Here is an 11,847-nt window from a genome sequence, read left to right on the forward strand (position 1 = left end):
GAGGTTATTTTTTATTTCCAAACAAGATTAGGAAATCACCATAGCCTTCTTTTTCTAATTCCTCTTTTGGAATAAATCGAAGAGCTGCTGAATTTATACAATAGCGAAGTCCATTCGGTCCTGGGCCATCTGGAAATACGTGCCCGAGATGTGAATCTCCTTCCTTACTTCTCACTTCTGTACGCGTCATATTATGACTCACATCCATTTTTTCCTTCACACTAGCTGACATAACTGGCTTTGTAAAACTAGGCCATCCACATCCACTATCAAATTTATCTAGAGAAGTAAACAAAGGTTCACCTGAAACGATATCTACATAAAGACCTTCTTCTTTATGATTCCAATACTCATTTCGAAATGGTGGTTCTGTACCATTTTCCTGTGTTACATAAAATTGCATCTCATTCAGTTTTTCCTTTAAATGAGCATTATCCTTTGGCCAATGTTGCTTAATAAACGCATCTCGCCCTGAGCCCTTACGGTATAACTCGTAGCGGAATTCATTTTTCTTATGATATCCTTGGTGATATTCCTCTGCGAGATAAAACGTAGCAGCTGGCAATATTTTTGTCGCAATCGGCTTTGAAAAGCGCCCACTCCTTGCAAGCCCTTCTTTTGAAGCCTCTGCTTTTTTATGTTGTTCTTCATTATGATAAAAAATCACTGTTTCGTAAGACTGTCCGCGATCGTGGAATTGCCCACCTACATCAGTCGGATCAATTTGTCTCCAATATATATTTAATAACTCTTCATACGGCATTTTATTTGCATCAAATGTAATTTGTACTGCCTCATAATGTCCCGTCGTTTCTGAACATACTTCTTTATATGTTGGATTCTCTTTATGACCACCTGTATAGCCAGAAACAACCTTTATAATTCCTTCCATCTCTTCAAATGGCGAAACCATACACCAGAAGCACCCTCCAGCAAATGTAGCTAATTCTACCTTTTCATTTACAGCCATTCTTTCACCCCTATTCTATCTTCTCCTTACAGTATGGCATAAGAAACATCATGTTATAAAAGAAAAAGCATCGAACATCGATGCTTTTTTCTCTTCACTTTATTTTTTCCCAGCGTCCTTCTCCATTTCATCACTTGTCACATCTAAGACATCTAATAAGAAAATGAAGATTGGAATACCGATAATTAATCCCCATACACCTAAGAAGTGTTCCGAGAAGATTAATACCATAAACGTATAGAAAATTGGTAAGTTTGTTTTTTGCGACATAAACTTCGGATTTAACACGTAACTTTCAAGCGCATGAATGACTGTTACGATAACTAAAATATAAACAACGTACATAATACCGCCGATATTGTAAGCAATCATACAAAGCGGGAATAACGAAATGATAACCCCAGCTACTGGAATTAAACCAAGTAAGAAGATCATTAACGCTAAACCTAATAATTGTGGGAATCCTAATATCCATAATGCAATAACGGATAAAACGCAGTTAACAACTGCAATTAAAAATTGGGCTTCGATTACTTTTCCGAATGAACGTGCAAATTTCTTACCGAAGTACTCGATTTCAGTATAGAAAATTGCAAGTCTGCTCTCTTTAAATTTTGCAGTAAAAGCAACGATACGAGCTTTCTCCAATAAGAAAAATAAACTTAAAATTAAAGAAAGTAACACTTGAAGGCCAAATTTCCCAACATTCGTAATCGATTTATACAAAATGTCAACGCCTTGTCCTACATACTTCGAAAGTTCCATATGATTAACAGCATTAACTGCATACTTAATTAATTCACTGTCCGGTGGGTTTCTTAAAAATACGTTAAATTGATAAATCAATTGTGAAATTTGTATCGTTAATACTGGTAAATATTTAAATAGCGTAATAGCAATTCCGCCAATTAACATAACATATAGAAATGCTATAATGAGCTTTCGATTAATGGGCATAAAGTGGTCTAATTTGCGAGAAATAAACTTTTGGAATCGATCCATTAAATACGTAAGAATAAACGTAATTAATATTAAATTCAACATACTTTGCAGCCCATATAATACGAGAGCAAGTATTACTAATACGAGTAACCTCTGAAATCCTTTGCTTTGAAACAGGTTTTTTATTTGCATAATCGACGAGTACTCTCTCCTGTCCTATAAAGTAAAACGTTAATAAGTAGATTTTTCTCTCTTTTCTACTTTTAATTATTCATTCATATTAAGATTTTTATAAGCTCATTATACGCCTACCTTAGCAGATCTATAGTAGCTTACTTCTTATTTTACAATACAATGACCTAATTCAAAACGTATTCTACACAGTATTAATAAAGATTTAAGGAAACTTACATTTTTTCAAAATAGGTCTTACCACTACTGTAACATAAAAAGCAAGCTATCAGTAGAAATCTGTCCTACAAATAGCTTGCTTTTCTCATTTTTTAAGTAAGTTTTACTATCCAATGAATGGCATGAACATCGGTATGACAACTACCGTTACAACTCCAACTACTGTTACAGCAATACTTGCCATAGCTGCCTCTACTTCACCCATTTCAATTCCTACTGCCACTCCTAATGCATGACCTGCTGTTCCCAGTGCTAAACCTTTTGCAATTGGATGTTTCACTCTAAATGTTTTTAAGAATAACGCTCCTAATGCGTATACGATAACTGCGTTAAAGATTACTGCAAACGATGTAATTGCTGGTATACCACCAATACTTTCAGAGATTGGTAACGCAATTGCTGTTGTTGCCGCTTGTGGTAACATTGAATTCATTACTGCTGTATCTAGGCCAATTGCTTTTGCAACAATGAACACGACAATTACTGAACAAATAGATCCAACCACGATAGCTGATAAAATTTGCCACCAATATTTTTTCAACTTATCCACTTGTTTATATAATGGAATTGCAAACGCGATTGTTGCTGGCTCTAAGAAAAAGCTAATCATTTTTCCACCAGTATTATATTCTTCGAAAGTAAAGTTACCTACTTTTAAAAAGACAATCCCTAATACCATCGCTACGAATAATGGTGTGAATAAGAAGAACCCTTTTGAATGCTTGAATAATAATGTTCCGATTCCGTATGCGATTAATGAAACGACGATTCCGAAATATGGAGTCATTGTGCTTGCCATGTTCATTCCCTCCTAACAATATATACTAAAATGGTTACGCAACTTTTCCGTGCTTGCGTCCTTTATTTACTACTTTCAATTCTTTTGTATCTTCTGTTTCTTTTTCATCTTTTCCTAAAATAAATTGTGCAAATAATCCTGTTACAGCGAGTAAAATAACTGTCGCGACAACAATTACAGTTAAAATTTGTACAAAATATTGTCCCATTACACCAAGAGAATTAATAACCGAAATACCTGATGGGACGAAAAGGAATCCGATAATACCTGTTAAAGCTGTTCCAAGTGATTCAACTTGTTCCAATTTAATAACCTTTAAACATAATAGACTAAATAAAATGACTAACCCGATTACCGATGAAGGCATCGGAATTGGTAAATGTGTTGCAATAATATTAGAAATTAACATAATAGCTGAGAATATGAATGCTTGTGATAAGAAACTATATACTTTTTTCGTACTCATTTTGGCCACCTCTTTCGATTTGGTACCTTTATTGTATAGGATATACCCGCCTTGGTAAGCGTTTACATAACAGAACGTCAAATATACAGAATCAGTTACAAATATAAAAGGATGAAATACAAAAGCTGCTTCTTAAATACGAAGCAGCTTCTTGAGTTCTTTTGCATATGTACGACTAACAGGTACTTTTGATCCTTCTTTCATAATTAAATTATACGTAGAATTGAACCACGGCTGGATTTCAGTAATATGATTAATATTTGCAATAAAGCTACGATGTACACGCATAAAACTTGCTTGCGGCAACTTCTTTTCCAAAATCACAAGTGTATCGTGTGTTATATATGTGTCCCTCATTGTTTTTACTGTCACTTTTCCATCCACAAGCCCTACATATATAATATCTTCAATATTTACAAGTACAATTGATTCTTCAATTGGTAATGCTAATTTATGCATCTCTGCCGTTACATCTGCCCCTTTTATTTCTTGCTTCGTTTCTATTTGCGACTGCTTTTGTTTTTTATACTTCTTTAATGTTTGTACAATACGTTCTTCATCAAATGGCTTTAAAATATAGTCTAACGCATCTACTTCAAATGCTTGCAACGCGTATTGATCATAGGCAGTCGCAAATACAATGGCAGGTGGATTTTTCATCTTCTTTAATATATTCGCGATTTCAAATCCGTTATCATCAGATAACTGAATATCTAGGAAAACAATATCTGGTTTGTTTTTCATTAGCTCTTCTAATGCGTCCTCTACACAATCAGCCTCACCAATTATCTCAACTTCCTTCGTTCTTTCTAATAAATACTTTAGTTCATCGCGTGCTAACATTTCATCATCAACTACTAGTACTTTTAACAATCTGCTCTTCCTCCCCTACTTTTTTTGGAATAACAAAAGTAATCTCTGTCCCCTCGTTTAATTTACTTTCGATATGAAGCATCGTTTCTTTTCCAAATAGCCCAATAAGACGTTCATTAATATTATATAAAGCTGTTCCAGTCCCTTTCTTGGACGAAACTACCATCTTTCCTAATTGTTCTAAACGTTCTTCCTCAATTCCTTGCCCATTATCTTTTACTTCAAAATGAACCATACCCTCTTTTTCAAAAACATGCACTTCCACTTGGCATACTGGTTGCTTCTTCGGGAAAGCGTGTCGCAATGCATTTTCAACCAATAGTTGAAGAACAAATGGTGGTACTAAAGTTGTCTTTAGCTCATCCTCAATATACACCTTTACTTCATACTTATTTGGAAACCTTGCTTGTTCTAGCGATAAGTATGCCTGTACATGGTTTAATTCTTGTTCTAGTGGAATCAATAACTGTCGTGCCCCTTGTAAATTACAACGGAAATACACACTAAGCTGTAATAATAACTTCCTTGCTTTTTCTACATCTGTTCGGCATAAAGCTGATACTGTATTAATCGCATTAAATAAAAAGTGTGGGTTAATTTGTGCTTGTAATGCCTTTATTTCCGCATCTTGCAATAATTTACTTTGCAACTCAGCTTCCCCTAATTCAAGTTGTGTAGAGAATATTTTTGCTAACCCTTCTGCTAATTCCTCTTCCACACGACTTAACTGGTTAGGATTTTTGAAATACAGTTTTAATGTCCCTATCGTATTTCCATGTGAAGTTAGTGGAATAACAATCGCCGCTTGCAAAGGGCAGCCTTCATGTTGACAATTAATAACCTCACGTGATTTTGCTTTCATTATTTTTCCTGTGTGTAACACTTCTTTCGACAAACCAGTTATTAAACTATGTGAAGGAATATGGTGATCTGATGCTAATCCAACATGAGCTAATATTTTCTCTGTATCTGTTAAGGATACCGCATCTGTTCCTGTAAAGCGGTGAATAATTTGTGCCACATGCTTACACGATTCTTCTGTTAAGCCTTGGCGAAAATACGGTAACGTTTTATCTGCAATACGCAATACCTTATGAGTCTGAAGTGCCTTTGCGTTCTCTTCCTGACGCAATATAGCTTGTATCATAGAAAGTAAAATAAAACTTCCAAAGCTATTTACAAGGATCATTGGTATCGCAATTGTTTTCACAATGCTCATTCCATCCTCTACAATTAATAAGATCATAATCATTTCTAAAGAAACGATAAAAACACTTAAAACCGCTGAAAACTTAGGTGTAATTGTACGGTTATATTTTTTAAAAATGTATCCGATATAACCAGTTATAACGCCCGCTAAAATTGAAGAGATTGCACAACTTAGCGCCGTCGTCCCGCCAAGCATATAGCGGTGAATACCAGCAATTGATCCTACTCCAATTCCGACGATAGGTCCGCCGAGCAATCCACTAATTCCAACACCCATAATACGTGTATTCGCGATTGTGCTCGATGAAGAAACACCCTGTAGCCAATTTTCATTCATAATCGTATTACCCGCTATTTCAATCCCAGTGTAATTGCTTACAATTGTAAACACCGAAAAAATACAAATAAGCTTAAGCTTATCTACATAACCATCTTGCTTATGAAGAAGGCGCCTGAATGTTTTAATATGCGAAAGTAAAAATCCTAAAATAACAATAAGTCCGACGCGTTCAATCATCATAAGTACTAAATTTAGCATCTGTGATTCATTCCCTTTTATAGTAGTTAGTTTTATTATCGGAAAATAGTGAAGTGGGCGTCAAGAAGAATGAAATACCTTTTGCAATATTTTACACATAACAATTCCCTCTTTATTTGACAATCTAATAGAAGAGTGCTAAAAATAAAGTAATATAATACAGTCCTTTAACCCAACCCCGTGAGGTTGAGAAGGAAGTCGGAATACAATATACGTATGTTCTTTTCTAGGAATACGTATGCTTTTTTGGCCTTCTCATCATATCAGGTGAGAAGGCCTTTTGTTATTCTTCCATAGCGACTGTAGAAGAAAATAAGGAGGAATAATGATGAACGTCACTACTGATGTACAATCAACAACAGAGGAGACGAAAGAGAAAAGATATAAAACACTATTTGGGTCTGCGCTAGGATATGCAGCAGAAGGCTTAGATATGTTGCTCTTATCTTTCGTACTCGTCTACATTTTAAAAGAATTTCATTTAAGCCCTGTTGAAGGTGGGAACTTAACTTTAGCTACTACAATAGGAATGCTAATTGGGTCTTATTTATTTGGATTTATTGCTGATTTATTTGGGCGTATCCGTACGATGGCCTTCACAATCTTACTATTTTCACTCGCAACAGCACTTATTTATTTCGCAACAGATTATTGGCAATTATTAATTCTTCGCTTTTTAGTAGGAATGGGAGTTGGTGGTGAATTCGGGATTGGAATGGCCATCGTAACTGAAACATGGTCTAAAGAAATGCGCGCTAAGGCGACATCTGTTGTTGCACTTGGATGGCAATTTGGCGTACTAGTAGCTTCACTCCTTCCAGCATTTATCGTCCCACATTTTGGGTGGAGAGCTGTTTTCCTATTTGGACTTATTCCCGCTTTATTAGCTGTTTATGTACGAAAAAGTTTAAGTGAACCGAAAATATGGGAACAAAAACAACAATACAAAAAAGAATTGTTACAAAAAGAGGTTGCAGGCAGTTTAACAACTACTGAGGCTGAACAACTAAAACAAATGAAAAAGTTCCCACTTCGAAAGCTATTTGCAAATAAAAAAGTAACAGTAACAACTATTGGCCTTATTATTATGTCATTCATCCAGAACTTCGGATATTATGGTATCTTTACATGGATGCCAACTATTTTAGCGAATAAATATAACTATACATTAGCAAAAGCTAGTGGTTGGATGTTCATCTCTACGATCGGTATGTTAATTGGAATTGCAATTTTTGGAATTCTAGCTGATAAAATTGGTCGCCGTAAAACTTTTACAATCTATTATGTCGGTGGTACTATATACTGTCTCATTTACTTCTTCTTATTCACAAATCCAACATTATTGTTATGGGGCAGCGCATTGCTTGGATTCTTCGCAAATGGCATGATGGGAGGATTCGGAGCAATTTTAGCTGAAAACTATCCTGCTGAAGCTCGCTCTACAGCAGAAAACTTTATTTTCGGTACAGGACGTGGTTTAGCTGGCTTTGGACCTGTTATTATCGGATTACTTGCTGCAGGTGGTAATTTAATGGGCGCATTATCTCTTATCTTCATTATCTATCCAATCGGTTTAATTACAATGCTACTATGTGTCCCAGAGACGAAAGATAAAGTATTAGAATAGATTGAAACTGTACAGAGTATGATCATAGTTAAATAAATAGTAAAGAGGAAGCATTTCAGATGAAATGCTTCCTCTTTTTATATAAATACAATTATTTATTTTGATCTACTAGCTTTTTGGAACAAGAAGCTAGTTTTATCTTCTTCTTTTACAATGCCTTGTTTTAATGCTAGTTCCCCTGCAACTTTAGGCGCTAGCCATAGCATTGGGAGTAACAGAATGGATACGGGGACAGCTGTTACTACGATGAATGATTGTAAGGCGTTAATACTTCCCTCACCCATGTATAACAGAATTGCCGCAACTGCTCCCATAATAAGCGACCAAAAAATTCGTAAGCTAATTCTAGGATCTCCGTCTCCAGTCACTGCCATCGAAATCGAATAAGCCATTGAATCTCCTGTTGTCACTACAAATAAAATTGTTAATAAAAGAAATGCCGGTCCAATAATATGAGAGAGTGGCAGTTGTTCTGTAATTGCAATCATAGCAGCTGGCATACCCGATTCACTTAATGCGCTTGAAATAGAACCAGGCTTCATTAATTCATAAAACACACCTGACCCTCCCAGAATTGTAAACCAAAATGTTGTAATAATAGGTGCAATAATTCCAATTGCAACGATGATTTCTCGAATCGTTCTTCCTCTTGAAATACGGCTCACTAAAATTGCCATCATCGGTCCATATCCAATAAACCATCCCCAGAAAAAGATTGTCCACGATCCTAACCAACCTGTATCACCGCGGTATGTGCTCATTGGAATAAATTCATTTATATAAAATCCAAACGAAGATACAAACGAATCAATAATAAATCCACCTGGTCCACATAATAATACAAATACCATTAATAAAATCGCTAATTTAACATTTAAATCGCTTATAATTTGAATCCCTTTATTAATTCCTGTTACTGCAGATATAGTAGAAACCGCAACTACACAAATAATAATTGCTAATTGAGTAGTAAAAACATCAGGAATATTAAACAATGCCTGTAGGCCATAACTTGCTTGTAAGCCTAAAAATCCGATCGGTCCAATCGTCCCTGCAGCTACCGCAATAATGGCAAATGCATCAATCATTGTTCCAAGCAAACTCTTTCGCAATTTCTCACCAAAAATAGGATATAAAAGCGTTCGAGGTTTTAACGGCATACCTTTATGATAATGCCCATACATCATAACTACCGCACTGATTGTACCTAAAATCGTCCAAGCCAAGAAACCCCAATGCATATAACTTTGTGCTAAAGCAGGCATTACTGCTTCTTTCGTTCCAGCAGATATACCTTCATGTATCGGCGGCACCGTCATCAAGTGGTACATTGGCTCTGCAGCTGCCCAAAAAACGCCACCTCCGGCAAGTAATGTCGACATAATAATAGCAAGCCACTTTGCCGTACTAATCTCAGGTTTTTCTAATCCCCCAAGTTTAACTCTTCCATATTTCGAGAATGCCATACACATTGCAACAATAAATGTACCAATTAACAAAAATTGCCAGAAGGCACCAAAATATTTAATTGAAGCTGCAAAACTGCTATTAATGACTCCCTCTACATAATTTTTATTTAAGAAAACCGCAATTACAAATAATAAAAGCGAACCACCACTAATAAGAAATACAGGCCAATCCGTTTTTCGACTCTTCATCCTCATTTACACTTCCTCCTTCCTCAGCAATCTAAAAAACAACTTTATTATGTTTTATTGTTTACACCCAAAACACAATGATTATATAAGCATAATAATTCATCTATTTCCTACACACTTATGTTGTCCCTAAAAATATGCTAAATCCCTTATTTAAAAGAAAATTTCTATTCCTCTTACATAAAAAAGCAAAATAAAAGACCTTATATTTCTATAAGGTCTTCGAAACAGAAATTTGATTATAACATAAGGAACTCCTTGGTTCAAAAAGCTCCTTCCAAAAATAACCGAGGGTAAAGGCTTCCATTTGCTACGTAACAGTAGTTAAAAAAAATTATATTTTCACAGAAAATGCCCTATACTACAAACTATTTATGAAAAAAATTCGGCTTCAAAATTTCATTCGAATACGGTTTATGATAAATATGAGTGGTAGCTGGAGATAACGGCGGAATGAGCCACACCCAATTGCCCGTTACAACACGACCGCAAGCAGCTTCTTGCTTCTCAAATTGCTGAAATTGTTGCGCCGCAGTATGATGGTCAACAATACTAACTCCTTGTTTTTTAAAGGAATGTAAAACAGCCACGTTTAATTCAACTAATGCCTTATCTTTCCATAACGTACCGTTTCTCGATGTATCCAAATCCATCATTTCCGCAACTGCTGGAAGTAAATTATAGCGATCATGATCCGCTAAGTTACGTGCCCCAATCTCTGTTCCCATATACCATCCATTAAACGGAGCTGCTGTATAGGAAATACCGCCAATTTCTAAGCGCATATCTGAAATCATTGGAACCCCATACCATTTTGCTCCAAGTGACGAAATTGGGTATTCTGGGTGTTCAATTGGTACCTCTTTTACTTCTTCTTTCGGAATTTCTTTATATATAGGCGCTTTTCCATCTATAGAAAACACAAGTGGTAATACATCGAAATTCGTACCTTCTCCTTGCCAGCCAAGTTCTTGACAAAAATCTGTAAACACAGCGGAATGAGAGTCACCAATCACTCCCATTTCTGTTTTATATCCTGCATACCGAATCAATTGGTGATTATAAATTCTTATATTATTTTCTTCACCTTGATATTGCTTAAAAATTGTAATGGTCGGTTTCACTTTTCCGTCGTTCGTTGCATATTTAATATGATGAATTAATGCATTATATACACCTTCCTCATCATTTACTTCACGTGCATCTAATATGTGCATCTTACTCCAAAATAGTCTTCCGATACATCGATTACTATTGCGCCATGCCATTCGCGATCCGTGAACAAGTTCTTCAAATGTATGTTCATACGTCCCCGTCTTCTCTATTTCAACTCGAATTTCTTTCATGCGTTCTTCTATGAATTGTTCTTTATTAAGCTCTTTATAGCAAATCGTAATAAAATGACTCGCTTCCTCTATTAATTGCTTCGTTTTACTCATAAGCGATCTCCTTCTATTTCAACAAAACGTTACTACTTTACAGTATAAGCAAAAAGAATAAGAGTCACAAACGAAAGTCGAAGTGTTACTTTTATTGTACTATCTTTCAGAAAATTAAGAGATTACTATTGACTTTCATGAAAAATAGGTGTATTTTTTACTCAGGTAAATTATTTTTACCTAGACCAACTTTTAGAGAGAAAGGAGGAAATGTCATGTCTTCATTTCAATTGCCAAAGCTTTCATATGACTATGATGAACTAGAGCCATATATCGATAGCAATACACTTTCTATTCATCATGCAAAGCACCATGCGACATACGTAAATAATTTGAATGCCGCATTAGAAAACTATTCGGAATTACATAATAAATCTTTAGAAGAGTTACTATGTAATTTAGAAGCTTTACCAAAGGAAATTGTTACAGCTGTCAGAAATAACGGTGGTGGACATTATTGTCATAGTCTTTTTTGGGAAGTAATGAGCCCACGGGGTGGCGGCGAGCCTAATGGAGACGTTGCAAAAGTAATTGATTATTATTTCAATACCTTTGACAACTTAAAAGATCAACTGTCTAAAGCAGCAATTAGCCGTTTTGGAAGTGGTTATGGATGGCTTGTCCTTGATGGTGAAGAACTTACTGTAATGAGTACACCTAATCAAGATACACCTTTGCAAGAAGGCAAAATCCCATTACTTGTCATTGATGTATGGGAACATGCCTATTATTTAAAGTACCAAAATCGTCGCCCAGAATTTGTTACCAACTGGTGGCATACAGTGAACTGGGACCGGGTAAATGAAAAGTATTTACAAGCAATTCAATCACAAAAACATTAGTCGTGCGTATAAGGTAAGTTTGGTAATGTAAAATTAGTATTGTCGAAATCCTCCAGAATCCCCCGGATTGCCA

10 protein-coding genes are annotated in these 11,847 nt (G+C 35.5%); 2 read left to right on the plus strand and 8 right to left on the minus strand.

Annotated elements, in window-relative coordinates:
* Positions 1-4 precede the first annotated feature (4 nt).
* The 6 genes from msrB to lytS all read right to left on the minus strand — a co-directional run bounded on the left by msrB (position 5) and on the right by lytS (position 6,208).
* Positions 5-970, minus strand: coding sequence for a peptide-methionine (R)-S-oxide reductase MsrB (gene msrB, locus PDK19_RS09510; RefSeq protein ID WP_049114185.1), 966 nt, complete (start codon positions 968-970; stop codon positions 5-7).
* Positions 971-1,069: 99 nt separating this feature from the next.
* Positions 1,070-2,104, minus strand: a complete 1,035-nt coding sequence (locus PDK19_RS09515) for an AI-2E family transporter (protein WP_001166015.1) — start codon at positions 2,102-2,104, stop codon at positions 1,070-1,072.
* Between the two features lie 325 nt (positions 2,105-2,429).
* Complete coding sequence (lrgB, locus tag PDK19_RS09520; RefSeq protein WP_000168869.1) at positions 2,430-3,122, minus strand: antiholin-like protein LrgB; 693 nt, start codon at positions 3,120-3,122, stop codon at positions 2,430-2,432.
* Positions 3,123-3,156: 34 nt separating this feature from the next.
* The gene (lrgA, locus tag PDK19_RS09525) at positions 3,157-3,588 is read right to left on the minus strand and encodes an antiholin-like murein hydrolase modulator LrgA (RefSeq protein ID WP_000104901.1); all 432 of its coding nucleotides are present in this window, start codon (positions 3,586-3,588) and stop codon (positions 3,157-3,159) included.
* 132 nt (positions 3,589-3,720) lie between these two features.
* On the minus strand, positions 3,721-4,461 hold the full coding sequence (locus PDK19_RS09530) for a LytR/AlgR family response regulator transcription factor (protein WP_000921835.1): 741 nt from the start codon (positions 4,459-4,461) through the stop codon (positions 3,721-3,723).
* Positions 4,439-6,208, minus strand: coding sequence for a two-component system sensor histidine kinase LytS (lytS, locus tag PDK19_RS09535; RefSeq protein ID WP_000933578.1), 1,770 nt, complete (start codon positions 6,206-6,208; stop codon positions 4,439-4,441). Before lytS ends, PDK19_RS09530 begins: the two co-directional genes overlap by 23 nt.
* A 328-nt stretch (positions 6,209-6,536) precedes the next feature.
* On the opposite strand from lytS, the gene PDK19_RS09540 reads away from it, so the two are divergent.
* The gene (locus PDK19_RS09540; protein ID WP_041184481.1) at positions 6,537-7,835 is read left to right on the plus strand and encodes an MFS transporter; all 1,299 of its coding nucleotides are present in this window, start codon (positions 6,537-6,539) and stop codon (positions 7,833-7,835) included.
* Between the two features lie 95 nt (positions 7,836-7,930).
* Here the strand turns inward: PDK19_RS09540 and PDK19_RS09545 are convergent, their stop codons facing one another.
* The gene (locus tag PDK19_RS09545; RefSeq protein WP_001242458.1) at positions 7,931-9,499 is read right to left on the minus strand and encodes a BCCT family transporter; all 1,569 of its coding nucleotides are present in this window, start codon (positions 9,497-9,499) and stop codon (positions 7,931-7,933) included.
* A gap of 362 nt (positions 9,500-9,861) precedes the next feature.
* Positions 9,862-10,932: a nitric oxide synthase oxygenase gene (locus PDK19_RS09550; RefSeq protein ID WP_000047607.1), complete on the minus strand. Its 1,071-nt coding sequence runs from the start codon at positions 10,930-10,932 to the stop codon at positions 9,862-9,864.
* A gap of 215 nt (positions 10,933-11,147) precedes the next feature.
* Here PDK19_RS09550 and sodA point away from each other — a divergent pair, with 215 nt between their 5' ends.
* Entirely contained in the window at positions 11,148-11,774 is a 627-nt protein-coding gene (gene sodA / locus PDK19_RS09555) for a superoxide dismutase [Mn] (RefSeq protein WP_000094043.1), read from the plus strand.
* Positions 11,775-11,847: the final 73 nt, after the last annotated feature.

Source organism: Bacillus cereus group sp. BcHK124 (assembly GCF_027712065.1).
GTDB lineage: Bacteria > Bacillota > Bacilli > Bacillales > Bacillaceae_G > Bacillus_A > Bacillus_A pacificus.

What these genes read in the sequence shown, in the direction of transcription:
- msrB (WP_049114185.1), bottom strand. Translation starts at nt 970, where the DNA reads ATGGCTGTAAATGAAAAGGTAGAATTAGCTACATTTGCTGGAGGGTGC.
- PDK19_RS09540 (WP_041184481.1), top strand. Translation starts at nt 6,537, where the DNA reads ATGAACGTCACTACTGATGTACAATCAACAACAGAGGAGACGAAAGAG.
- lrgB (WP_000168869.1), bottom strand. Translation starts at nt 3,122, where the DNA reads ATGGCAAGCACAATGACTCCATATTTCGGAATCGTCGTTTCATTAATC.
- PDK19_RS09545 (WP_001242458.1), bottom strand. Translation starts at nt 9,499, where the DNA reads ATGAGGATGAAGAGTCGAAAAACGGATTGGCCTGTATTTCTTATTAGT.
- sodA (WP_000094043.1), top strand. Translation starts at nt 11,148, where the DNA reads ATGTCTTCATTTCAATTGCCAAAGCTTTCATATGACTATGATGAACTA.
- lytS (WP_000933578.1), bottom strand. Translation starts at nt 6,208, where the DNA reads ATGCTAAATTTAGTACTTATGATGATTGAACGCGTCGGACTTATTGTT.
- lrgA (WP_000104901.1), bottom strand. Translation starts at nt 3,588, where the DNA reads ATGAGTACGAAAAAAGTATATAGTTTCTTATCACAAGCATTCATATTC.
- PDK19_RS09550 (WP_000047607.1), bottom strand. Translation starts at nt 10,932, where the DNA reads ATGAGTAAAACGAAGCAATTAATAGAGGAAGCGAGTCATTTTATTACG.
- PDK19_RS09515 (WP_001166015.1), bottom strand. Translation starts at nt 2,104, where the DNA reads ATGCAAATAAAAAACCTGTTTCAAAGCAAAGGATTTCAGAGGTTACTC.